This is a genomic window from Planococcus ruber, assembly GCF_022819085.1.
Taxonomy (GTDB): Bacteria; Bacillota; Bacilli; order Bacillales_A; family Planococcaceae; genus Planococcus; species Planococcus ruber.
Map to the genome: position 1 here is coordinate 64097 of NZ_JALHAG010000013.1, position 23451 is coordinate 87547.

Here is a 23451-nt window from a genome sequence, read left to right on the forward strand (position 1 = left end):
TAAATCTCCTCATTTATTCAATTCTTCCAGAAGACGTTCCTCGTCCCAAACATCGACTTTCAGCTCCATCGCTTTCGCCAGTTTGGAGCCTGCCTCTTCTCCCGCGATGACCAGATCCGTCTTTTTGCTGACGGAGCCTGAAACGGTTCCGCCCAGCGCTTCGATTCGGGCCTGTGCTTCGCCGCGCGTCAATTGCTCCAATTTCCCGGTCAACACAATTTTCTTGCCGGCGAAGCTATTGGCGCCTGCTTCGACGCGGATGCGCGTTCCGGTATATGTTAAATTGACGTCAGCTGCCGCTAAACGTTCCATCAATTGCTGAACTTCCTCCGTCTCGAAATAGGAAACGATCGAATCGGCCATTTTTTCGCCGATTTCGTGTATTTCGACTAACTCTTCTTGAGAAGCGTTCATCAGTTTTTCCATCGATCCGTAATGCTCGGATAAGATGCGCGCCCCTCTTTCGCCGACATGGCGGATGCCAAGGCCGAACAGCAATTTTTCCATCGAGTTGCTGCGGGATGCATCGATTGCGGCGATCAAATTGCTGGCTGACTTTTCACCCATGCGGTCAAGCGTCAGCAATTGCTCTTTCGTCAATCGGTACAAATCGGAGATATCGGCAATCAGGCCTTCGCGGTACAACTGTTCCACCACTTTTTCGCCTAAACCGTCGATATTCATCGCATTGCGCGAAACGAAATGGATGATGCCTTCTGTAATTTGAGCAGGGCATTGCGGATTGACGCAGCGAAGCGCCACTTCCCCTTCAATCCGGATCAACTCGCTATCACAAGCCGGACAATTTTCCGGCATGCTGAAAGGCTCTTCCTCCCCTGTCCGCTGCTCGATTAACGCAGACACCACTTCCGGAATGATATCGCCAGCTTTTCGGATAATCACACGGTCACCGATGCGGATATCTTTTTCTTTAATCAAATCTTCGTTGTGAAGCGAAGCCCGCTGGACGGTTGTGCCTGCCACAGATACCGGATCCAAGATGGCCGTCGGCGTCACTACGCCCGTGCGGCCTACACTTAATTCAATATCACGGACAGTCGTCATCACTTCTTCTGCAGGGAATTTATACGCCGTTGCCCATTTCGGGCTTTTAGCGGTAAATCCGAGTTCCTGCTGATGTAAATAGCTATTCACTTTGATGACAATCCCATCAATTTCATAGGATAAGCTTGTACGTTGTGCGCTCCATTTCTCAATATAAGCGAGCACTTCTTCTACACTATTGCATACTTGGCGTTCGTTATTCGTTTTAAATCCAAGCGCATCGATGTATTGAAGCGTTTCTTCGTGTTCACTCAAACCATAGTTTTGGCCGTCGCCTCCAAGCGCATAAATGAACACATCCAGATTCCGGCTTGCCGCAATTTTCGGGTCGAGTTGGCGAAGCGATCCGGCTGCTGCATTTCGCGGATTGGCAAACAGTTCTTCGCCTCGCTCACCGCGTTCCTCATTTAAATTATGGAAAGATTTCTTCGGCATGAACACTTCTCCGCGTACTTCAAGCGAAACCGATTTTTTGATTTTCAACGGAATCGTCCGCACCGTCCGGAGATTGGCTGTGATGTCTTCACCAATCCGCCCATCACCTCGGGTTGCGCCTCTGGAAAATTGGCCATTTTCATAGATAAGCGAAACGGCCAAGCCATCAATTTTCAATTCACAGACATACTGAATGTTATCCCCTGCGCCATTTCTGACGCGCTTATCGAAATCCCGTATGTCCTGCTCGTTAAACACGTTTGACAGGCTAAGCATCGGCTGGTCATGCGTCACTTTTTCGAATCCTGAAATCGGCGACCCGCCGACGCGCTGCGTTGGTGAATCCGGGAAGATCAAATCAGGATAAAGAGTTTCAAGTTCAATGAGTTCATGCAGCAATTGATCATAGACAGAGTCCGGAACGGCCGGCTTATCCAATACATAATAAGCGTGGCCATATCCCCGAAGCTGTTCGTTCAATTCATTTACACGCTGCTCTGCTTTTAAACGGTCCATAAACGTTCCTCCCGGCTATACTTTTTCAATAGGTGCGAATTTTGCCAGCAGGCGTTTGATGCCTACTGGGCTTGGGAAAGCGATATCGAGCTCCATCTGCTCCCCTTCGCCTTTCACACTGACAACTGTGCCTGTTCCCCATTTTTTATGTTTGGCGCGGCTGCCAGGCTGCCAGCCCAGTTTATCTCCACCCGATTGCTGATAGGCCGGGCGTGTGACTGCGGCGCGTTTTGGCGCCTGTCTGTAGCTCGTCTGCGCACCTGCCCGGTAATTCGCCATCGTCTGTTCAATCAGCTCTTCTGAAATCTCGCTGATAAACCGGGACGGCATATTGTAATTGCTCTTGCCGAAGAGCGTACGCGACGTCGCATGCGTCAAATAAAGGCGCTGCTCTGCACGCGTAATTCCGACATAGGCCAAGCGCCGTTCTTCTTCCAGTTCATCATCATCCAGATTTGAACGCGAATGCGGAAAGACGTTTTCTTCTAAGCCGATGATGAAGACAACCGGGAATTCCAGCCCTTTTGCCGCATGCATCGTCATCAAGATGATCGGTCCGTCCGCATCTTCCTCATCATCCAGCGAATCGATATCGGAAATCAGCGCCAAGTCTGTCAAAAATGCCACTAAGGATTTATCATCGCTTTGCTTCTCAAATGCTTTTGTCACCGATAGGAATTCTTCCAAGTTTTCCAGGCGGCTTTCGCCTTCAATCGTTTTGTCGTTTTGCAGCATTTGCCGGTAGCCTGATTTCTTCAGCACTTCTTCGACCAATTCCGTCACCGACAAGAATTCCTGCATTTGCGTGAAGCCATCGATCATGGAACGGAATTCCAGGACAGTCTGCGCTGTTTTTGCTGTCAGTCCCATAAAATCAGCTTCTTGCAAAGCATCCATGATGGTGCGGTCCTGGTCGATCGCAAAACGGGCCATACGTTCAAACGATGTTGCCCCGATGCCGCGCTTCGGTTCATTGATAATGCGCGCAAGCGATAAATCATCGTCGTTATTCGCAATCAGCCGCAAGTAAGCGAGCAGATCCTTGATTTCTTTGCGGTCATAGAATTTTGTGCCGCCGACAATATTATAGGACATATTCGATTTGACGAACATTTCCTCCATCACGCGCGACTGGGCATTCGTCCGATAAAGAATGGCAAAATCAGATGTTTTATAGCCTTCTTCTTCCATCAATTTCTGAATGGTCTGGACAACGAATTGCGCTTCCTGCCGTTCATCTCCTGCTTTATGCAGAATAATTGAAGGCCCTTCATCGTTGTCTGTGCGCAGTTCTTTCGGATAGCGGCTCGTATTTTGTTTGATCACATCGTTTGCTGCCTGCAAAATCCGTTTCGTCGAGCGGTAGTTCTGCTCGAGCATGATGACTTGGGCATTCGGATAATCTTTTTCAAACGACAGGATATTCGTGATATCCGCTCCGCGCCAGCGGTAAATCGACTGGTCAGAATCCCCCACTACGCAGATATTCTTGAATTTGTTTGCGAGTTTCTGGACCAATTGATACTGGGCATTATTCGTATCCTGGTATTCATCCACATGGATGTACTGGAATTTGTTCTGATAGAATTCCAAAACGTCCGGCACAGTATTAAATAATTTCAATGTCGTCATGATCAAGTCATCGAAATCCAATGATTGATTTTTCTTCAAACGCTTTTCGTAAGCCAAATAAACTTCCGATACGGTCTTTTCATACGGATTATGCGCGTTCATATTTGCTGCAAATTCGCTGGCATCGATGCATTCATTCTTCGCCGAAGAAATGGCATTCAGCATCGTCCGCGGCTCGTATTTTTTCGGATCCAGGTTTTGCTGCTTCAAGACGTTTTTGATGACAGTCAATTGGTCTGTCGTATCCAAAATCGAGAAGTTTTTCGAAAATCCAAGCTGATCGATGTTCCGGCGCAAAATCCGTACGCACATCGAGTGGAATGTGGAAACCCACATCCGCTCCCCTGTCCCATGGCCAAGGAGGCCATCGATCCGGCTGCGCATTTCCCGTGCCGCTTTATTCGTAAATGTAATCGCTAAAATATTGGATGGGTAAACCTCTTTTTCCAATACTAAATAAGCGATGCGGTGAGTCAGCACGCGGGTTTTCCCTGAACCGGCCCCTGCCATGATCAAGAGCGGCCCTTCTGTCGTTTTCACTGCTTGTTCTTGTTCCGGGTTCATCCCTCTAAGTAAATTCTTCGTAATAATTTCCATTTTGCACCACCTCGAACATCTGTTCTTTCTATTATAGCGAGTTCTTGTCTAGTTCCGCAACTGCCTGGACAGTCGCTAACGCCTGCTCCAAATCATCGTAAAGGACATTCCCGATCACGACGGTATCCGCAATATGCGCCATTTCCTGCGCTTTTTGTACTGAATCGATGCCGCCTCCATAAAATAACAGCGTCTCGCCAAGGACGCTCTTCACTTGTCCCACTAATTCACGATCACCATAGGCGCCACTATATTCCATATAAAAAATCGGCAGCCGGAAAAAATGCTCCGCCATCCTCGCATATGCGAGTACATCTTCCGCCGATAAATCCGTTTTTGCTCCAGTCAATTCCGCAGCTTTGCAATTTGGATTCAAGATGCAATACGCTTCTGGAATCAATTCTTCCCAGTCCATAATTTCCCCGTATTCCCGGATCGCTTCGTGATGAAGCCCTTTGATCCAAAGCGGATTGTCGCTATTCAGCACCGTGGGGATAAAATAATAATCGAATCCCGGTGTCACCGATTCGATTGTTGAAACTTCGAGCACAACCGGAACCGTAAACCGGCGGACTCGCGCCATTAAATCCAGGACATTGTCGAGTGTGACATTATCGCTGCCGCCAATCAAGATGGCATCAGTCCCAGATTCACAAATTCGTTCCAACTGTCCATCTGTAATCGATTTCGCCGGGTCTAATTTAAATACATGCCGCCATGTGTGAAAGTCCATCATCGTCCACCTAACTTCGCTTCTCTATTCGCTCTTTCATTATAGCAAAAAAAGGGCTGTCCATTAAGCCGAATAGCAGACTCACTGGACAACCCTCTCGATTTTCTTATAACGAATGCAACATTATTCAACAGATGTTCTGCAGAACCACGTTCCTTTGTTCCATCACTCTTTCGGAAGCTCGAATGGCTTTTCGTCCGGATACAATCTTCCCAGCATTTCATCATAGCCATCATTGCCATAATTCAAGCACCGACGGACTCGCGAAATCGTAGCAGTGCTGGCACCTGTTTCATTTTTGATCTTTTCGTACGTCTTTTTCATCCGCAGCATATGGGCAACTTCCAAGCGCTGCGAAAGTGATTGGATTTCACTGATGGTGCACAAATCATCAAAAAAGCGGTAGGCTTCCTCTTTGTCTTTCAACGCTAAAATCGCTTCAATCAATTGATCTGTCTGTGCGCCTCGAATTTTATCTACCTGCATACAGTTTCACCGTCCTTTCATTTCAAATTATTATGGCGTCGTGCTGACCATTCCCTCCAACCCCGGATTTTCCGGAATGAGATGGATCCATGTTTTGCCCGGTGCCAACTTTACAGGTTCACCATTCTGAACCGGGACCAGCATGCCATTTTCTACAGTCCATTCAGCTTCAAGCCGGCCGCCTCCATGGAAAACAAGCGCATCTCCGCCGCTTTCCAGATCAATCGCCAATCTTCCCATGTCGTCAATGACGTCATGGGCCGTTTCAAAAAATAAAACATTAGCAACTTCCATGACTTCGAGCGACTCTTTATCGCCTGTCAAAACCCCGCCTGAAGACCGGCTGTATCGATGGGTCGTTTCATCATATGTATAGACATTTCGAAACATGGGATCTGCACCGTATGCGACTTCAATCGAAGAAGCCTGTTCCATCAGTTTAGCACTTTCAGAGTTGTCATAAAAATGATATGCTGACTCTCCTTTAAAAGAAGATGCAGCCCCCACCATTTCCATTCCTGTTTTTATATTATCAAAAGTGATATAGGAATTATGCGGCGCAATCCGGTCTGTGGAACGCTGGAACAGCGTGCCGTCGAACGCCATGCCGTTGATGTGGTCGACGGCTCCTGCATCCAGCAGCCTCTTCGCATCCGGGCTATAGCCGTGCGCTACGAAAAAAGCATCATAATTTGCGGCCAACTCGACAAAATAATCACGCGCACTGCGAATCGGGCCGACTTGGTTCGGCAGTTCGCTCTGGTAAAGCGCTAAAAATCGGGTAACGTTTCCTTCTGCCAACAATTCAAACACCATATCTGCTTCTGTTAAACCTGTTTGCGGCCTTGCAGCCGGATGGTTGTTGATAACCGCCATTACGGGCCGTTGGGTCAATTCCTGTTGAGACGCCACTCCTGTAAAAGGAGCCATGAAATTTTCCGTTTCTTCAACCGGCAAGTTGGGTTCCACAATTTCTTCCGGCTCAGCCGGCTCTTCTTTTTTCTCATTCACCATCCAAAAGACAGCAGCTGCAGCTGCTGCCAAGAGGACGATTCCACCTATAATCCATGTCTTTTTTTTCATCGCCATTTACCTCATGAATGCCGGAAATAAGACTTTTTTATTCATCACATCGTAGATGCCTCTTTGGGTGATGCGGACATACGGCAAATGGGTCGCCTGCAAGAATAAGAGCGTATAGATCGCATCCCCTTTTGAATAGCCCCGGTCTTTCAGCGCTTTTTTCAACGCCATTTCCTGGGCAATCAATTCTTCCATCGGCAGCTCAGACATCACTCCGCCAATCGGAAGCGGGAGCGAACAAACCGTTTCGCCTTCTTCCACAAGGACTATTCCGCCTTTCAAACGCTTCAATTCGTCGAAAGCGAGCCACATGTCTTTTCGGCTTTTGCCGATTAGAATGATGTCGCCGGTATTCGAATACGAAGACGCAAAGCCGCTGACACCGGAAGCAAAACCTTTAATCAACGTGTTTACGCGCCATTTCCCGTGCTTATCCAGCAGCATCAAAAAACTTTCTTCATGATCTTGTGAAAGGGTTCCGTCATGGGTATCGACACTTACCGAATAAGGCTTGGTAATGACATCATTGATCATTTCTATTCCAAAGGGCATCGAAAATTGGAAATCGTCTTCTGTCAAATCAAAGTCGAGCTCCAAGTCCGGCATCACGGACCAATCGATTTTCGGCAAGTCCATAACTTTCTTGCCGTCCCGTTTTAGCCACACCCCTTTTGAAATTACGCCGGTTGGCACCGGGTTATCCAGCGAGTCCAGTATATTCAAGTTGGCAAAACGCCCAGTCGCTATCAATCCGTGAAGGCTCGTTACATTGTAATACCGGGCGACGTTATAAGACGCCATCATATAGGCATCTATCGCCGGCACTCCCGCTTCCAAAGCGATTTTGATGCAAAGGTCCATCACGCCGTCCAAGTGGAAACCAGGCGTGGAGCCGTCTGTCGTCATCATCAACTTGTCAAAAACATTCAGCTCTTTTTCCACAACGCCTTTCAGCAAACCTGGCAAATCCGGCCGGATCGAAGAATGGCGAAGCGTTACGCCATAGCCGTGAAGCAGGCGCATTTCCACTTCTTCGACGGTCATTGCTTCGTGGTCTCCATCGGCGCCAAGCAAACGCATGCGCGCCAACGTTTTTTCAGATGCGCCCGGGAAATGCCCTTCAATTTTTTTCAGGCTCATCTTCGCTTTTTGAATCCAATAAAGCATTTGGTCATCGCCGGCTAAAAGCTTCGGCCATCCCGTCAATTCTCCGCCTAGCCAAACATCGGTACGATCCAGCCATTCCCCGACCGATTTCGAAGTGAATAACCGGTCCTCTTCGCTCAGTTCTGTCTGTGAGTCGAACCGGGTCCACCAATAAAAGTTAAACGGCAGCTCTGCCATTTCATCCAGTAATGAAAACGCTTTCTCGTTTTCCAATGATAAAAACAAGGTCAAGTTGTCGGAAAGGAACGTTGTCGTTCCGCCTTGGGCAGCATAATTCGCAAACGTTTGAGGATTATAAAGCTGATAAGGGTGGACATGGGGTTCGATATAACCCGGTACAATGTATTTCCCTTCCATATCAATCACTTCTGTCGATGCATCGACTTTCGCCATATCCGGCCCTGCATAAACGATGCGATCTCCTTTGATCCAAATGTTTCCGGTCATCCATTTTTTGAAAATGCCATGCAAATAAGTCGCATTTACCAATAAGAGATCCGGTGCTAATTTTTTATCGATAATTTCAAGCTGCTGTCTGATTTCTGTATTTCTCCATAATGGGTTTCCCATATCCGGCACCTTCTTCCTCTGTCTCTATGCATAATATCGTAGCATAATAATGCATGAAAATACAGAGAGGCCTGGATAATACTAGAACATTCTGGCCATAATCGGACACAAAAAATCCACGCCAGGAGCGTGGATTTTCTTCATTTGGCAGTTGTAGAATTGAACGGATCCAAGACATTCTCTTTTTCTTCTTTATTGAATGACAACACTTTAGAAGTCGGCTCATATGATTCACCGTAAAAATGCTCGTCTTTGTACGTATGAATATCTTCATACATTTTCTTCATCGCTTCGAAAATTTCTTCTTCCGATTCGTTGTTCGGCGCCCAGTAAAGGATTTCCATTGAATTCTCTTCGCCTGTCGCTAGTGAACGGCGGCAATAGCCGATGGAAGCGGCATGCTGGAAGCCTTCTCTCGCATAGAAGCGCAAGCGCTTTTCAGTATCCGTATCTTCATAGTTTACCGGTTCCACTTCCAGAATAATCGGCTTGTTCTTGTCTTTCAGCATTTGCAAAGTTTTCTTCCCTAAGCCCATGCCGCGTGATTCTTTCGAGACGAATAAATAGTCGACAAATGAGAAAGTCGGAAACTCGGCATACATCAAGACGTGGTAAGGTCCTTCATCTTTATGGTAAACATTGCCTTTTTCTTTCAGCAACGTGTCCATATGCTCTTTTGATTTCATTTCTTCTACTGGGAAATACTGATTTAGTTTTTCGTACCAATTCATAGTTTGTGCTCCTTTCAAATTTGGGTGCCCTGCTGATTTTGTTTCGGGAGTCTTGCTAACTAGTTCGTTATGGAGTGTGATTAAGAGGTAAAAGTGGGCAGTTGAAAATCCTCAACTCAATTTTTAATACCCCAAGGGCGGGGAATTAAACAAAAAATGACACATCTTCGATAAGAATTTGTGTCATTTATCAGTTTAACATATTCAATTTTCTATTGCACGCCATCCGATGTCTGTCCGGTAGAAGTAGCCAAGCCACTCAAGCTTGTCCAATTCTTCGTAGACTTTATCCTGGGCAGCGGAGAGCGACTCGCCTTTCGCTGAAACGAGCAGGACACGGCCGCCGTTGCCGACGAACCCATTCGGGGTTTCCCGTGTTCCGGCATGCACCACTTCCACGTCCCTGAGTTCTTCGAAATTCGGCAACAAGATGCCCTTTTCGATTTCCCCAGGGTATCCGTCAGCCGCAATGACCACACCAAGCATAGCCTGGCCTTCCCATTTCAAATCAAATTTCCGGCCATCTAAAATGGCATCCAGAAAGGCACCGAAATCCGAGGCCATTTTCGGCAACACCACTTGCGTTTCAGGATCCCCGAAACGGGCATTAAATTCGATGACTTTCGGACCTTCTGCCGTCAGAATAATGCCGGCATATAAAATTCCATTGAATGGCGTTCCTTCTGCCGCCATTGCGCCGATAGCCGGATCGACAATGGTGCCGAACGTTTCTTCGATGACGGCTTCAGAAATCTGCGGCACTGGGGAGTAGGCTCCCATGCCGCCTGTATTTGGTCCTCTATCGCCGTCAAAGGCACGTTTATGGTCTTGGGAAATCGGCATGGGATAGATTTCGCCGTCCTGCACAAATGACATGAACGAAAACTCTTCGCCGGCAAGAAACTCTTCGATGACTACCCGGGAACCCGACTCTCCGAACTTCTGCCCTTCAAGCATGTCTTTTACGGCCGCAATCGCTTCTTCTTCAGAAGCGGCCACAACAACGCCTTTGCCAGCTGCAAGCCCATCCGCTTTAATGACTATCGGAGCGCCCGTCGATCGAATAAATTGGATGGCAGGCTCAACTTCCGTAAACGTTTCGTAGGCAGCTGTCGGAATGCCGTATTTCTTCATCAACTCCTTCGCAAATGCTTTGCTGCCTTCGATTTGTGCCGCTTCTTTTGAAGGCCCGAAAATACGAAGTCCACGGCTCTTGAAAAAGTCGACGATCCCAGCAGCTAACGGCTGTTCCGGTCCAACAAACGTGAAAGCGATGTTCTTCGCTGCCGCAAATTCTGCAAGTTCAGTGAAGTCCATTTCATCAATCTCCACCAATTCTGCATCGCTGCGTATTCCATCATTCCCCGGCGCTGCATAAACTTGATCAACAGATGCCGAACGGGCAAACTGGCGGACAATGGCGTGTTCTCTTCCGCCTCTTCCGATAACTAAAACGTTCATCTCTGGTCACCTCCGGCTTAGTGTTTGAAATGGCGAACGCCTGTAAAGATCATGGCAATGCCATATTCATTCGCTTTATCAATGGACTCCTGATCTTTCTTCGAACCGCCTGGCTGAATAATCGCCTTAATGCCGGCTTTTGCCGCTGCTTCTACAGTATCTGCCATCGGGAAGAACGCATCTGATGCCATGACAGCGTCTTGTGCTTGGTCTCCCGCTTGCTCCAAGGCAATTTTTGCCGAGCCGACCCGGTTCATTTGTCCTGCGCCGACGCCTAACGTCATCGCAGAATTGCAGACGACGATCGCATTGGATTTCACGTGTTTCACCACGCTCCAGCCAAGTTTCAATGCTTCCAACTCTTCTGCTGTCGGTTCCCGGTCGGTCGCAACGGATATTTCCGCTTCATCGTAGCCGAACGTATCCGGTTGTTGGACCAAAAGTCCGCCTTCTACTGCAACTGTATTCCATTTGTCTTGTTTCGTGCGGCTAAATGGAATGGTCAATAAACGAATATTCTTCTTCTGCGTCAATATTTCAATTGCTTCTTGCGTGAAAGAAGGGGCAATGATAATTTCAAGGAAAATTTCGGATAATTGTTGTGCCGTTTCAGCATCCACTTCACGGTTGAGTGCAACAATGCCGCCGAAAATGGAAGTTGGATCCGCTTCATAGGCTTTATTGAACGCGGCAGAAATCGTTTCGCCGGTTCCAACGCCGCACGGGTTCATGTGTTTGACGGCTACAGCAGCCGGTTTTGTAAATTCTTTGATGATCTGAAGCGCCGCATTGGCATCCTGGATGTTATTGTAGGACAATTCCTTGCCATGCAATTGGTCCGCATGGGCAATCGAGAAATCCGACCCAAGCGGGCTGCGGTAAAATGCCGCTTTTTGATGCGGATTTTCCCCGTAGCGAAGCGGCTGCTGCAATTCATAGGTAAGCGTCAATTGATCGGGGTATTCTTCACCCGTCAAGTCCGTTAAGTAATTGGAGATATAGGAGTCATAAGCAGCTGTATGGCGGAAGACTTTTGCTGCCAGCCGGCGACGCGTTTCCGGAGTCGTCGCTTGTCCGCTCTGCAATTCATTCACTACTGCTGCGTAGTCCTGCGAATCCACGATGACCGTCACATAAGCATGGTTTTTCGCAGCAGAACGGAGCATCGTCGGGCCGCCGATATCGATATTTTCAATCGCATCGTCAACCGTTACGCCTGGCTTTGAAATCGTTTCACGGAATGGGTATAAATTAACGCATACAATCTCAATTGGGGAGATGCCGTTTTCAGCCATTTCATGTTGATGCGCAGCATCGTCATGTTTAGCCAAAAGACCGCCGTGGATTAAAGGATGCAAGGTTTTGACGCGTCCGCCCAGAATTTCGGGGAATTTCGTGATTTCATCAACCGCGGTGATCGCCACGCCGTTTTCTTCCAAAAAGCGTTTTGTTCCGCCTGTAGATAAGATTTCATAATCCATTTTTTCCAGTTCCTGCGCAAACTCCAGGATGCCTGATTTATCCGATACACTAAGCAAAGCTCTTTTTTTCACAATATGTCCTCCTAAAATACTGCAGATGGTTTACTGATTGAATAATTGCTGCAAAGTTGCAGGATATAGCTGATGTTCAATTTCGTGGATTTCTTTTTCGACCGCTTCACGTGTACGCCCCTCAACCGCAAACGACTGCTGGGCAATGATTTTGCCAGTGTCCATTCCAGCGTCGACGTAATGGACCGTCACTCCTGCAAATTCAGCGCCTGCTGCAAGCGTCTGGCCGATGGCATCTTTTCCGGGAAAAGCCGGCAGCACTGAGGGGTGGATATTGATGATGCGATTTTCAAAGGCTTGAAGCAAGACCGGCCCAATCAATCTCATATACCCCGCCAATACAATCCATTCTACACCTAAACTCTGGAGCTTTTCCTTTAACATCTCTTCGTATAGCTGCTTTGAATCGTATTCAGACGGAAGAAAAGCAAAAGATGGGACGCCAAGCTTTTCCGCACGTTCTACGACAAAAGCGGCCGGGCGATCGGTCACAACCAACGCCAATTCTGCCTGCAGTTCCCCCCGTTGGATCGAGTCGGCGATCGCTTGAAAATTAGAGCCGTTTCCAGAAGCGAAAACGGCCATTTTGGGTTTATTGTTCATCGAGGGTCCCATCCTGTTCCCCTGTAAATTGCACACCGGACTTGCCGGAAACCTGGCCAATGATGTATGCCTGCTCCCCGCTCGCTATCGCCGATGCCAATACTCGCTCGGCATCTTCTGGCGCAGCAGCTACGACAAAGCCGATGCCTGCATTGAAAACAGAGAACAAATCGCGGTCGGTCAATGAACCTTTTTCCTGCAGCATTTCGAAAATGCGGAGAACCGGCCAGCTGCCAAGTTCAATTTCTGCACCTAAGCCATCCGGCATCATGCGCGGCAAGTTTTCAATAAATCCTCCGCCAGTGACATGAGCCATCCCATGAATGTCAACTTCTTTGGCAATGGCAGCGATCGTTTTCGCATAAATTTTCGTCGGCGTCAGCAATTCATTGCCAAGCGGCCCTAAATCTTCAAAGCTTTCGATAATTTGGTCCAGCTGGTAATGGTGCTGTTCAAAAACGATGTTGCGCACGAGTGAATAGCCGTTCGAATGGATGCCGCTTGAAGCGAGCCCAATCAAAACATCACCCTGCTGAATTTTTTCGCCCGTGACAATTTCTGATTTTTCTGCCGCCCCTACTGCAAATCCCGCGATGTCGTATTCGTCGGCTTCATAAAGCCCCGGCATTTCCGCCGTTTCGCCGCCAATCAAGGCAGCGCCTGCCTGGACACAGCCGTCCGCTATCCCTTTGACAATTTGCTCGATCTTTTCAGGGACAGCTTTTCCGACGGCAATATAATCAAGGAAAAATAGCGGTGCCGCCCCTTGTGCAACGATGTCATTAACGCACATTGCTACGCAATCGATGCCGATTGTGTCGTGGCGGTCTGCCAGGAATGCCAGCTTCAATTTGGTGCCGACGCCATCCGTTCCAGAAACAAGAACCGGTTCTTTCAAGTTCAGCTCAGACAAATCGAACATGCCGCCAAAGCCGCCGAATGCTCCCAGCATTCCTTTTCGCGCCGTGCGCTCCACATGGGATTTCATTCGGTTGACTGCTTCATAGCCTGCTTCAATATTCACGCCTGCCTGTTCGTATGCTTTTGACATGCCGGTTCCCCCTTATTTCACTTTCTCTTTTTCATGCGGCAGCACCGTATCCGGAAAAATATTCGTCGGGTACTCGCCTGTAAAGCACGCTAGACAATGGCCGCATTTTGGACCTGGATCGGTTCTTCCGATATTTTGCACCATGCCGTCCACTGACAAAAACGTCAGCGAATCCGCGCCGATGATTTCGCGCATTTCTTCCACCGAATTGTTCGCTGCGATCAGTTCGCCCGAAGTGGAAATGTCGATGCCGTAAAAGCAAGGGCTCTTGATTGGCGGTGAACTGATCACCACATGCACTTCCGTCGCTCCTGCATCTTTCAGCAAATTCACAATGCGCCGCGACGTCGTTCCACGCACAATTGAATCGTCCACCATGATGACGCGTTTGCCTTTTACGACTTGGCGCACCGGAGATAATTTCATTTTCACGCCTTGTTCACGCAAATCTTGGGAAGGCTGGATAAATGTCCGGCCGACGTAGCGGTTTTTGATCAACCCAAGCTCATAAGGGATGCCGCTTTCTTCTGAAAATCCGATCGCTGCCGAAATGCTGGAATCCGGAACGCCTGTCACCACATCTGCATCGATGTGGATTTCTTTCGCCAATTGTTTCCCGAGGCGTTTCCGTGCTGCGTGCACGTTGATGCCGTCAATGTCCGAATCCGGACGCGAGAAGTAGACATATTCCATCGTACAGATAGACCGTTCCTGCGGGTACGCAAAACGTTCCGCCCGCAAGCCGTCGTCCGTGATCACCAAAAACTCACCCGGCTCTACCGAACGGACAAATTCCGCCCCGATGATATCAAAAGCGCAGGTTTCTGAAGCGACGACCCAGGCGTCTCCCAGTTTCCCAAGGGAAAGCGGGCGCAGGCCGTTCGGGTCAAGCGCAACATACATCGCTTCTTCTTTCAAAATCACACAGGCAAACGCCCCTTTTAGGAGAGACAGTGCATTTTTCGCCTGCTCTTCAAACGTTGCATAGCCGCTGCGTTTAATTAAATGCGCGAGCACTTCCGTATCCGAAGTGGTTTGGAAGATGCTGCCTTGGCGTTCCAAATGGCTTTTTAATTCCGTCGCATTGACCAAATTGCCGTTATGGGAAATGGCCAGGCTGCCGGTGGTCGAATTGAACAGCAAAGGCTGGACGTTTTCAATTCCGCTTCCTCCTGCTGTTGCGTAGCGGACATGGGCGATTGCCCCTGTGCCTGCGATCGCTTCGATTTTCTCCGGTGTAAAGACCTCGCTGACCATGCCTTCGCCTTTTAGCGCTTTTAAATAATTTTTATCGGTCGAAACAATCCCTGCGCCTTCTTGGCCGCGATGCTGCAAGGCATGCAGCCCGTAGTACGAAAGCTGCGCTGCATTGGCATGTCCCCAGATTCCGAAAATGCCGCATTCTTCATTTAACCCTCTGATTTCAGCAAGCATGGGATAGCTCCTTTCCAAGCTGTGCGAAGGGCAGCGACTGAATCATCGATCCAAACGGTGCCGTCTTCGCTTTTGATCGTCAATGTCCCGCTATCTGTGACTGTCCCGATTCGCTTGGCATCTGCAACCACTTGTTCGAACGCTTCTGCCTTGTCCGGAGAAACGGTTAGGATAAAGCGCGACTGCGATTCACTGAAAAGAGCCGTTGTCGCTGATCCTGAAAGTACTGCTTCGATTCCGAGTCCGTTGCCGAATGTTTTTTCCGCAAGCGCGACTGCAACCCCGCCTTCTGCAACATCATGGGCAGATGCAACCAAGCCTTTTTGGATCGCTTCTAAAATCTGCTGTTGGCGCTGTGCTTCCACGTTCAAGTCAATCGCCGGCGCTTTTCCGAAAATGCGTCCTTCGACCATTTTCTGCAGCTCACTTCCGCCAAATTCAGTAAAGCTTTCTCCAATCAAATACACAAGGTCCCCAGCTTTTTTCGCATCTTGCGTCGTGACATGCGACAGGTCTTCCACTAACCCCACCAAACCGATCGTCGGCGTCGGGTAAATCGCCGTGCCGTTTGTTTCATTGTATAAAGAAACGTTCCCGCCGATAACCGGTGCATCGAGGATCGTGCACGCTTCAGACATGCCGTCTGCCGCTTTTTCCAGCTGCCAGAAGATTTCCGGCTTTTCCGGATTTCCGAAGTTCAAGCAATCGGTGATCGCGAGCGGTTTTGCCCCCGATACGACGACATTGCGTGCAGCTTCTGCGACCGCAATCTTGCCGCCTGTTTCCGGATCCAAATAGATGTAGCGGGAGTTGCAGTCCGTCGTCATCGCGAGGCCTTTATTCGTACCGCGCACGCGGATGACTGCTGCGTCTGATCCCGGGCTGACGACTGTGCTCGTGCGGACTTGATGGTCGTACTGGTCATAGACCCATTCTTTTGAAGCAATCGTCGGCTGTTCTAATAACGCCTTCAAGATTTCGCTGTAGTCCGCCACGTTCGGTTCTGCGTTGTCCATTTGCTGATACTCGTTAAAGTAAGCTGGCACACTCGACGGTTTATGGTAGACCGGCGCATCTTCAGCAAGTGCATCAACCGGCACTTCAGCGACCACTTCCCCTTTATGCAATAAACGCAAAGTCGAGTCGTCCGTTACCGTGCCGACTGTCACGGCATCCAATCCGTATTTCTCGAACAATTCAACGATTTCCGGCTCGCGGCCTTTTTTCACGACAATCAGCATGCGTTCCTGGGATTCCGACAGCATCATTTCATAAGCCGTCATGCCGGTTTCCCGCTGCGGCACATGATCCAGATCCATTTCGATGCCGGATCCCGCTTTGGAAGCCATTTCTGCCGAAGAAGAAGTTAGGCCAGCTGCCCCCATATCCTGAATTCCGACAAGCGCATCCGATTTTACAAGCTCCAGACACGCTTCAAGCAATAGTTTCTCCATGAACGGATCTCCAACTTGCACCGCCGGGCGGTTATCGCCCGATGATTCCGTCAATTCTTCCGATGCGAAAGTCGCTCCGTGGATGCCGTCGCGCCCTGTTTTCGCACCTACATACATGACCGGGTTGCCGATGCCGGACGCCACGCCTTTTTGGATGTCTTCATGATTGATCAAACCGACGCACATGGCGTTGACAAGTGGATTGCCGTCGTAGGAGTCGTCGAACTGGACTTCGCCCCCAACCGTCGGAATGCCGATGCAGTTGCCATATCCAGCAATGCCAGCTACCACTTCTTCAAACAAATACTTCACGCGCGGTGTCGTCAATTCACCAAAACGCAGCGAGTTCAACATCGCAATCGGACGTGCGCCCATGGAAAAGACGTCGCGGATAATGCCGCCGACTCCTGTTGCCGCTCCCTGGTAAGGCTCAATCGCTGACGGGTGGTTATGGGATTCCATTTTAAAGACCACGGCCTGGCCGTCGCCGATGTCCACAATCCCTGCGCCTTCACCCGGCCCTTGCAAGACACGCGGCGCTTTCGTCGGGAATTTGGATAGGACCGGTTTTGAATTTTTATAGGAGCAATGTTCCGACCACATGACCGAAAACAAACCGGTTTCTGTGTAATTCGGCGTTCTGCCTAAAATTTTCTCCACCATGGCGAATTCCGAATCGGATAATCCCATTTGCTGATAGATTTTCTGTTCTTTGATCTGCTCAGTATTTGGCTCAAGCATGACTGACATTTGCTTCCCTCCACTGTTTCACGATTGATTTGAATAATGCCAAGCCGTCGCTGCCGCCGATCAGATCGGATACGGCACGCTCCGGATGCGGCATCATGCCGAGCACATTGCCGCGCTCATTGACGATTCCTGCGATATTGTTGCGGCTGCCGTTAAAATCGTCTGCATAGGAAAAGACGATTTGATTGTTCTTTTTCAGCTGCTCATAAGTGGCATCGTCGCAATAGTAGTTCCCTTCGCCGTGTGCGATTGGAATTTGGATTTCCTGCCCCTTTTCATATTCGTTCGTGAACAGCGTATTGGCGTTCTCTACTTTCAATCCCACTGTCTTGCACATAAACTTCAAGTTTTTATTGCGGAGCAATACGCCCGGAAGAAGGCCTGCCTCCGTCAAAATTTGGAATCCGTTGCAAATGCCGAGAACCGGTTTGCCCGCTTCTGCCGCTTTTTTCACTTCATCCATCACTGCCGATGACTGCGCAATCGCGCCGCAGCGCAAGTAATCGCCATACGAAAACCCGCCTGGCAATAAAATCCCGTCATAACCGCTTAAATCTGTTGAATCATGCCATACGTACTCTGCTTCTTCCCCCAGTTCATCCTTGACCGCATGGTACATGTCCAAATCACAATTGGACCCAGGAAATACGATTACTGCGAATTTCATTGCGAGACAGCCTCCTCAATTTCAAAACGGTAATCTTCAATCACCGTGTTCGTCAATAATTTTTGGCACATTTCGTTTACATGTGCGTCAATATCCTGCACCTCATCCGAAATGACCAGTTCCAAGTATTTGCCGATCCGGACGTCTTTCACTTCCGCGTACCCCATTTTATGAAGAGATCCCATAACTGCAGACCCTTGCGGATCCAATACGCTTTCGCGCAAAGTGACGTAGATGTTTACCTTTTTCATGAATGTTGTCCTCCCAGTTTCGCTAAAATGAGTTCATACGCTTCCGTTAAATTGCCCAGATCCCGGCGAAATACATCTTTGTCCAATTTCTGTTTCGTTTCGGCATCCCACAAACGGCATGTATCGGGTGAGATTTCATCTGCCAATAAAATCCGGCCGTCTTGATCACGGCCGAATTCAATTTTAAAGTCCACTAAATCCACGCCTACTTCCTTAAAGAAGCCGATCAGGACTTCATTGACCTTCAGCGCTTTTTCACGCAGTTCCTGAATTTCTTCAGTTGTTGCGATTTCCAGCATTTCAATGTGGTCTTCTGTCATGATCGGATCGCCGAGTTCGTCGTCCTTGTAATAAAACTCGACGACTGGCTTTTTCAAAACGGTTCCTTCTTCTAAGCCGAAGCGCTTCGCCATGCTGCCGGCAACGACATTCCGCGTCACGACTTCGACCGGAATGATCGCCACTTGCCGCACGAGCTGCTCATGGCCAGACAATTGTTCAACAAAATGCGAAGCAATGCCCGCTCCTTGCAATCTTTCGAAAATCAATGATGTGATTTTATTGTTCAACTTGCCTTTTCCGGCAATTTCCGCTTTCTTTTCTCCGTTAAAAGCTGTTGCTGAATCTTTGTATTCCACCCATAAAATATCCTGTTCGTCCGTTGCATATAAGCGTTTTGCCTTGCCTTCGTACAATAGCTGACCTTTTTCCATGTGAGAAGCCTCCGTTTAGTTTAATCCAAGCCGGTTGAAAATCATGTCCACTTGCTGCAAGTGATGGTTGTAGTCAAAGCAATCATCCAATTCCTCTTTCGACAATTGGGAAGTGATCGTGTCGTTCGCTTCTACGATTTTGCGGAAATGCGTCTGGTTTTCCCACGCTTCCATCGCACAAGGCTGAACCGTATCATAAGCTGCTTCGCGTGCCATGCCTTTGTCGATCAATGCCAACAGCACGCGCTGCGAGTAAATCAGGCCAAGCGTCGAATCCATGTTGCGCTTCATATTTTCCGGGAACACCGTCAAATTCTTCACGATATTGCCAAAACGGTTTAACATATAGTTCAAAGCAATCGTGGCATCCGGCAAAATCACACGCTCTGCAGAAGAATGCGAAATGTCGCGTTCATGCCAAAGCGAGACGTTTTCATAAGAGGTAACCATATAGCCGCGGATCAAACGCGCAAGGCCGGTCATGTTTTCAGAACCGATCGGGTTGCGTTTATGCGGCATCGCGGAAGACCCTTTTTGCCCTTTTGCGAAGAATTCCTCTACTTCGCGCGTTTCCGATTTTTGAAGGCCGCGGATTTCTGTTGCGAACTTCTCAATCGATGTCGCAATCAAAGCAAGGGTGCTCATGTACTGCGCATGGCGGTCGCGCTGCAAAGTTTGCGTCGAAATCGGAGAAGCTGCAAGCCCTAATTGTTTGCAGACATATTCTTCAACAAACGGATCGATATTCGCGTATGTTCCGACAGCCCCGGACATCTTGCCGGTTTCGATTGTTTTAGCCGCTGCTTCGAAGCGCTCCAGATTGCGTTTCATTTCTTCGTGCCACAAGGCCAGTTTCAAACCGAACGTTGTCGGTTCTGCATGAACACCGTGCGTACGGCCCATCATAACGGTCATTTTATGTTCTTTGGCTTTATTAGCCAGAATTTCAATAAAATTTGTCAAATCTTTACGGATGATTGTATTTGCCTGTTTGATTAAATAAGATAACGCGGTATCGACCACATCGGTAGACGTCAGGCCGTAATGCACCCATTTGCGTTCTTCGCCCAGCGTTTCAGACACGGCACGCGTAAATGCAACGACATCGTGGCGCGTTTCTTCTTCAATCTCCAAAATGCGGTCTACTGAAAATGAAGCGTTCTGGCGGATTTTCACGACATCTTCTTTTGGAATATCGCCAATTTCTGCCCAGGCTTCACACGCTAAAATCTCGACTTCCAGCCAAGCATTGTAGCGGTTTTCGTCTGTCCAAATTGCGCCCATTTCGGGTCTTGTGTAACGTGCGATCATAATTCAGTTTCCTCCAATTATTCCGGCCAAATGCCGGATTCTTCGATTTCTAGTAAAGTCCCTTTCAGGTCTTCCGTTAATATTGTAACATGGCCCATTTTGCGTTTATGCTTCGCCTCATCTTTGCCGTAGAGATGGACTGACCAGTTCGGGTACTGCGAAATCTTAGAAGTCAAAGGTGCGACATGTTCGCCAAGAATATTCACCATCACGGTATCTGCCCATAATTTCGGTGCTCGGAGCGGCCATCCGCAAATGGCCCGGATGTGCTGGTGGAACTGTGAGATGTTCGTTCCTTCGATGGAATAATGGCCGGAGTTGTGCGGGCGGGGTGCAAGCTCATTCACAAGAATGTCGCCGTTTTCCAAAACAAACATTTCAACTGCGAGTGTGCCGATCATCTCCAAATGGCTCGCGATTTTATTCGCTGCGTCCTTCGCCTGCTCGATCGTTGCATCCGAAACCCGAGCTGGCACAATCGTTTGGTGGAGAATATGGTCTTTATGGATATTCTCACCGATCGGCAAAATTTCCATAGTCCCGTGGACATTGCGTTGAATAATCACCGAAATCTCTTTGGTAAAATTAATAAATGATTCTGCCACACATTCTCCGTTCTCGAACAGCGGTTCCGCTAATGGCAATTCCGCCTTCGAATGGATCGTTTGCTGCCCTTTGCCGTCGTATCCGCCCCTTGCTGTTTTAACCACAAAGGGGAAAGTGAGCTGATCACTTTTCTCTTCTAACTCGCTATAAGTAGAAGCCGTGATATAGTCCGCAATCGGTACTCCTGCGTCAGCAATTGCTTGTTTTTCGTAGATGCGATTCTGGGTAACGCGTATCAATTCCGACCCTTGCGGCACATAAGCGATTTCACTTAGCTTTCCCAAACCTGCCACATCGATATTTTCAAATTCGTAAGTGATAACGTCGCTTGCTTCAGCCAACTCTTCAAGTGCGTGCAAATCATTATAAGGAGCTACGATTTGAATATCCGCAATTTGTCCGGTCGGTGAATCCATGGCTGGATCTAACACGGCAATTTTAAATCCGGCTTCTTTGGCAGCCATAGCCATCATCCGGCCAAGCTGGCCGCCGCCAATGATGCCGATCGTCTGACCCGGCAAAATAATTTTAGTCATTGCAAATCACCTGTGCTTTTTAAGACTTCATCATGTGTCCGCTTTCTTCTTTTTTCCAGCGCTTCCGCTACTGCAGCATCCGTTGTTCCGAGGATTTGCGCAGCCAATAAGCCTGCATTTACAGCTCCTGCTTTTCCAATGGCCACTGTCGCTACCGGGACGCCTCCTGGCATTTGGACAATAGACAGAAGAGAATCCAATCCCTTTAGTGCTTTTGACTGAATGGGTACGCCAATAACGGGCAGTGTCGTTTTGGCTGCGACCATTCCAGGCAAATGAGCTGCTCCGCCGGCACCCGCGATAATCACATGCAAGCCTTTCTCTCTTGCCTCTTCTGCATAGCTAAACATAAGATCAGGAGTCCGGTGAGCCGACACTACTTGTTTTTCATAGCTGATGTTGAGTTCATCCAAAATATCACATGTATGTTTCATTGTTTCCCAATCGCTTGAACTTCCCATAATGACGCCAATCTGTGGATTCATCACTATCTCTCCTTTAAAACAAATAAAAGCCCTTAAATAAACTGCTCACATAACGTGAAAAGCAGTTTACTTAAGGACTTTCCCATAAGACGAGTTAAATGCCAACAACACAAATAGGCACATTTTCGCCAAGTATCCATAAGTTGCTTTCCCGCATAGTCCAGACATTCCGGTGTCTTGGTAGAAACGCAGAAGCCAATTCTTCTGCATATATGGGGTATCCACAATCATCATAACAAGAGACAACTGAGGAGTCAACGATAAAGTCGAACGATTATACTTATCAAAACATAAATGTTCGTCTTTATAACAAATATTTACTTATTCACTTAATTTCATGCCTTTGAATTTCACGATTTGGCGTATAGGAACAGGTTTGCCATCAATTTCTTCAAACAACGGCTCTTCTTTTCGCCCAACAGCTGCATAGCCGGCCTGTTTCATTCGCTCCAAACAGGCATCCATCGTTTCATTTTCGCCGACTTCAAACCAGACTGTCTTTTTACTCATTTAAACAATTTCCCTTTCTTTACTTGTTTCACCCAGAATCCGCCATGAATCGTTTTCGGTTCATATGCAATGATAAACGCTTTCGGGTCAAGCTCTTTAATAGTAGCGTACAACTGAAGTTCCATTTTCCGCGGTGTGAGTATCTGCATCGAGTGGCGTCCGCCTTCCATGCCGTTTGCTACCCAATCCGTTACCCCATAGCCTTTTTCCCGCAATTTCTTAGGAAGAAGCGGATCTTCATCACTGGTAATGACATTTACCGTAATATAGCCCAACGCCATCTTTTCTTCAATTTTCGATCCGACAATAACACCGGATCCATAGCCGATGGCATAGGCGATCAAATTTTGAATTTGGTCTAAATTATCCAATACTAACCCTAAACCTACTATATAAATAACCGTCTCGACCATACTGACCGCTGCTGCTAAATACCGGTATCCTTTTAACGTCATAATCATGCGAATGGTAAAGAACGAAACATAGACGATATTGATGGAAAAAATAATCAAGACCATTAACCACGGATTAATATCCACTTTTTGCACCCTTTCTTCCCTGTAAAGATTCATGTTTCATACTAGTAGAGTTGGTAAGCAATTGCAAGGAACATCAGAAGAATTTACTATGTTCCAAAGGAAATTCTCATAAGCTTTTCTGTTTAAAATGCATTTTTTCAAGACAATTCTGTGCTAGCTAATGAGAAATTGCGAAATTAATAAAAGAGGCTAATGAGAGGGAAAAAATAAATGCAAATTCACTTAAACCAATAATGCGTAAGAAACCACAAAAAAGCCGTTACCGGCTACGGTAACGACTGATTCAGGGCCCAGCGACGTCCTACTCTCACAGGGGGAGACCCCCAACTACCATCGGCGCAAAAGAGCTTAACTTCCGTGTTCGGGATGGGAACGGGTGTGGCCTCTTTGCCATCATCACTGGACTCTTTTTTTAGAGTGACTTGTTCACTCAAAACTGGATAGGCGACATTGAAACGGGTGAAACCGCTGGTTTCCGTAAACAAAGTTGGTTAAGTCCTCGATCGATTAGT

The 23451-nt window shown here is 48.0% G+C and carries 21 protein-coding genes, 1 rRNA gene and 1 riboswitch; all 22 genes read right to left on the reverse strand.

Annotated elements, in window-relative coordinates:
- Positions 1-9: 9 nt before the first annotated feature.
- The 22 genes from ligA to rrf all read right to left on the reverse strand — a co-directional run bounded on the left by ligA (position 10) and on the right by rrf (position 23343).
- Complete coding sequence (gene ligA, locus MTR82_RS16940; protein WP_246809998.1) at positions 10-2016, reverse strand: NAD-dependent DNA ligase LigA; 2007 nt, start codon at positions 2014-2016, stop codon at positions 10-12.
- A gap of 15 nt (positions 2017-2031) precedes the next feature.
- On the reverse strand, positions 2032-4245 hold the full coding sequence (gene pcrA / locus MTR82_RS16945; RefSeq protein ID WP_246809999.1) for a DNA helicase PcrA: 2214 nt from the start codon (positions 4243-4245) through the stop codon (positions 2032-2034).
- Between the two features lie 31 nt (positions 4246-4276).
- The gene (gene pcrB / locus MTR82_RS16950) at positions 4277-4981 is read right to left on the reverse strand and encodes a heptaprenylglyceryl phosphate synthase (protein WP_425024030.1); all 705 of its coding nucleotides are present in this window, start codon (positions 4979-4981) and stop codon (positions 4277-4279) included.
- Between the two features lie 162 nt (positions 4982-5143).
- A complete protein-coding gene (locus MTR82_RS16955; RefSeq protein WP_052652463.1) occupies positions 5144-5464 on the reverse strand; it encodes a YerC/YecD family TrpR-related protein in 321 nt (106 codons plus the stop codon).
- 30 nt (positions 5465-5494) lie between these two features.
- Entirely contained in the window at positions 5495-6547 is a 1053-nt protein-coding gene (locus MTR82_RS16960) for a DUF3048 domain-containing protein (protein WP_246810001.1), read from the reverse strand.
- A gap of 6 nt (positions 6548-6553) precedes the next feature.
- Entirely contained in the window at positions 6554-8284 is a 1731-nt protein-coding gene (locus tag MTR82_RS16965) for an adenine deaminase C-terminal domain-containing protein (protein ID WP_052652464.1), read from the reverse strand.
- A gap of 140 nt (positions 8285-8424) precedes the next feature.
- Complete coding sequence (locus tag MTR82_RS16970) at positions 8425-9015, reverse strand: N-acetyltransferase (RefSeq protein ID WP_052652465.1); 591 nt, start codon at positions 9013-9015, stop codon at positions 8425-8427.
- 204 nt (positions 9016-9219) lie between these two features.
- The gene (gene purD / locus MTR82_RS16975; protein ID WP_246810002.1) at positions 9220-10476 is read right to left on the reverse strand and encodes a phosphoribosylamine--glycine ligase; all 1257 of its coding nucleotides are present in this window, start codon (positions 10474-10476) and stop codon (positions 9220-9222) included.
- A 17-nt stretch (positions 10477-10493) separates the two neighbouring features.
- The gene (purH, locus tag MTR82_RS16980; protein ID WP_246810003.1) at positions 10494-12029 is read right to left on the reverse strand and encodes a bifunctional phosphoribosylaminoimidazolecarboxamide formyltransferase/IMP cyclohydrolase; all 1536 of its coding nucleotides are present in this window, start codon (positions 12027-12029) and stop codon (positions 10494-10496) included.
- Positions 12030-12059: 30 nt separating this feature from the next.
- Positions 12060-12632 (reverse strand): phosphoribosylglycinamide formyltransferase, encoded by a 573-nt coding sequence (gene purN / locus MTR82_RS16985; protein ID WP_246810004.1) that lies wholly within the window; start codon positions 12630-12632, stop codon positions 12060-12062.
- Entirely contained in the window at positions 12622-13683 is a 1062-nt protein-coding gene (purM, locus tag MTR82_RS16990; RefSeq protein WP_246810005.1) for a phosphoribosylformylglycinamidine cyclo-ligase, read from the reverse strand. The genes purN and purM overlap by 11 nt, the downstream gene beginning before the upstream one ends.
- A 12-nt stretch (positions 13684-13695) precedes the next feature.
- The gene (gene purF / locus MTR82_RS16995) at positions 13696-15117 is read right to left on the reverse strand and encodes an amidophosphoribosyltransferase (protein ID WP_246810006.1); all 1422 of its coding nucleotides are present in this window, start codon (positions 15115-15117) and stop codon (positions 13696-13698) included.
- Entirely contained in the window at positions 15093-17321 is a 2229-nt protein-coding gene (gene purL, locus MTR82_RS17000) for a phosphoribosylformylglycinamidine synthase subunit PurL (RefSeq protein ID WP_246810007.1), read from the reverse strand. Before purL ends, purF begins: the two co-directional genes overlap by 25 nt.
- Positions 17305-17988 (reverse strand): phosphoribosylformylglycinamidine synthase subunit PurQ, encoded by a 684-nt coding sequence (gene purQ, locus MTR82_RS17005; RefSeq protein ID WP_246810008.1) that lies wholly within the window; start codon positions 17986-17988, stop codon positions 17305-17307. Before purQ ends, purL begins: the two co-directional genes overlap by 17 nt.
- Complete coding sequence (purS, locus tag MTR82_RS17010; protein WP_052652473.1) at positions 17985-18239, reverse strand: phosphoribosylformylglycinamidine synthase subunit PurS; 255 nt, start codon at positions 18237-18239, stop codon at positions 17985-17987. The genes purQ and purS overlap by 4 nt, the downstream gene beginning before the upstream one ends.
- Positions 18236-18952, reverse strand: a complete 717-nt coding sequence (purC, locus tag MTR82_RS17015) for a phosphoribosylaminoimidazolesuccinocarboxamide synthase (protein WP_246810009.1) — start codon at positions 18950-18952, stop codon at positions 18236-18238. Before purC ends, purS begins: the two co-directional genes overlap by 4 nt.
- A gap of 15 nt (positions 18953-18967) precedes the next feature.
- Entirely contained in the window at positions 18968-20263 is a 1296-nt protein-coding gene (gene purB, locus MTR82_RS17020) for an adenylosuccinate lyase (protein ID WP_052652475.1), read from the reverse strand.
- A 17-nt stretch (positions 20264-20280) separates the two neighbouring features.
- A complete protein-coding gene (gene purK, locus MTR82_RS17025; RefSeq protein WP_246810010.1) occupies positions 20281-21405 on the reverse strand; it encodes a 5-(carboxyamino)imidazole ribonucleotide synthase in 1125 nt (374 codons plus the stop codon).
- Positions 21402-21890 (reverse strand): 5-(carboxyamino)imidazole ribonucleotide mutase, encoded by a 489-nt coding sequence (gene purE / locus MTR82_RS17030; protein ID WP_246810011.1) that lies wholly within the window; start codon positions 21888-21890, stop codon positions 21402-21404. The genes purK and purE overlap by 4 nt, the downstream gene beginning before the upstream one ends.
- Before the next feature lie 136 nt (positions 21891-22026).
- Positions 22027-22126, reverse strand: a riboswitch (purine riboswitch).
- An 85-nt stretch (positions 22127-22211) separates the two neighbouring features.
- Positions 22212-22400 carry an NETI motif-containing protein gene (locus MTR82_RS17035; RefSeq protein ID WP_052652478.1) on the reverse strand — a complete coding sequence of 63 codons (189 nt, stop codon included), beginning with the start codon at positions 22398-22400 and terminating at the stop codon, positions 22212-22214.
- Positions 22397-22918 (reverse strand): DUF2179 domain-containing protein, encoded by a 522-nt coding sequence (locus MTR82_RS17040; RefSeq protein WP_279577136.1) that lies wholly within the window; start codon positions 22916-22918, stop codon positions 22397-22399. The genes MTR82_RS17035 and MTR82_RS17040 overlap by 4 nt, the downstream gene beginning before the upstream one ends.
- A 309-nt stretch (positions 22919-23227) precedes the next feature.
- Positions 23228-23343, reverse strand: a 5S ribosomal RNA gene (gene rrf, locus MTR82_RS17045).
- Positions 23344-23451 lie beyond the last annotated feature (108 nt).

Bases quoted from the DNA above. Each gene is read 5' to 3' on its own strand.
- ligA (WP_246809998.1), bottom strand. From the start codon at position 2,016: ATGGACCGTTTAAAAGCAGAGCAGCGTGTAAATGAATTGAACGAACAG.
- pcrA (WP_246809999.1), bottom strand. From the start codon at position 4,245: ATGGAAATTATTACGAAGAATTTACTTAGAGGGATGAACCCGGAACAA.
- pcrB (WP_425024030.1), bottom strand. From the start codon at position 4,981: ATGATGGACTTTCACACATGGCGGCATGTATTTAAATTAGACCCGGCG.
- MTR82_RS16955 (WP_052652463.1), bottom strand. From the start codon at position 5,464: ATGCAGGTAGATAAAATTCGAGGCGCACAGACAGATCAATTGATTGAA.
- MTR82_RS16960 (WP_246810001.1), bottom strand. From the start codon at position 6,547: ATGAAAAAAAAGACATGGATTATAGGTGGAATCGTCCTCTTGGCAGCA.
- MTR82_RS16965 (WP_052652464.1), bottom strand. From the start codon at position 8,284: ATGGGAAACCCATTATGGAGAAATACAGAAATCAGACAGCAGCTTGAA.
- MTR82_RS16970 (WP_052652465.1), bottom strand. From the start codon at position 9,015: ATGAATTGGTACGAAAAACTAAATCAGTATTTCCCAGTAGAAGAAATG.
- purD (WP_246810002.1), bottom strand. From the start codon at position 10,476: ATGAACGTTTTAGTTATCGGAAGAGGCGGAAGAGAACACGCCATTGTC.
- purN (WP_246810004.1), bottom strand. From the start codon at position 12,632: ATGAACAATAAACCCAAAATGGCCGTTTTCGCTTCTGGAAACGGCTCT.
- purM (WP_246810005.1), bottom strand. From the start codon at position 13,683: ATGTCAAAAGCATACGAACAGGCAGGCGTGAATATTGAAGCAGGCTAT.
- purF (WP_246810006.1), bottom strand. From the start codon at position 15,117: ATGCTTGCTGAAATCAGAGGGTTAAATGAAGAATGCGGCATTTTCGGA.
- purL (WP_246810007.1), bottom strand. From the start codon at position 17,321: ATGTCAGTCATGCTTGAGCCAAATACTGAGCAGATCAAAGAACAGAAA.
- purQ (WP_246810008.1), bottom strand. From the start codon at position 17,988: ATGAAATTCGCAGTAATCGTATTTCCTGGGTCCAATTGTGATTTGGAC.
- purS (WP_052652473.1), bottom strand. From the start codon at position 18,239: ATGAAAAAGGTAAACATCTACGTCACTTTGCGCGAAAGCGTATTGGAT.
- purC (WP_246810009.1), bottom strand. From the start codon at position 18,952: ATGGAAAAAGGTCAGCTATTGTACGAAGGCAAGGCAAAACGCTTATAT.
- purB (WP_052652475.1), bottom strand. From the start codon at position 20,263: ATGATCGCACGTTACACAAGACCCGAAATGGGCGCAATTTGGACAGAC.
- purK (WP_246810010.1), bottom strand. From the start codon at position 21,405: ATGACTAAAATTATTTTGCCGGGTCAGACGATCGGCATCATTGGCGGC.
- purE (WP_246810011.1), bottom strand. From the start codon at position 21,890: ATGAATCCACAGATTGGCGTCATTATGGGAAGTTCAAGCGATTGGGAA.
- MTR82_RS17035 (WP_052652478.1), bottom strand. From the start codon at position 22,400: ATGAGTAAAAAGACAGTCTGGTTTGAAGTCGGCGAAAATGAAACGATG.
- MTR82_RS17040 (WP_279577136.1), bottom strand. From the start codon at position 22,918: ATGGTCTTGATTATTTTTTCCATCAATATCGTCTATGTTTCGTTCTTT.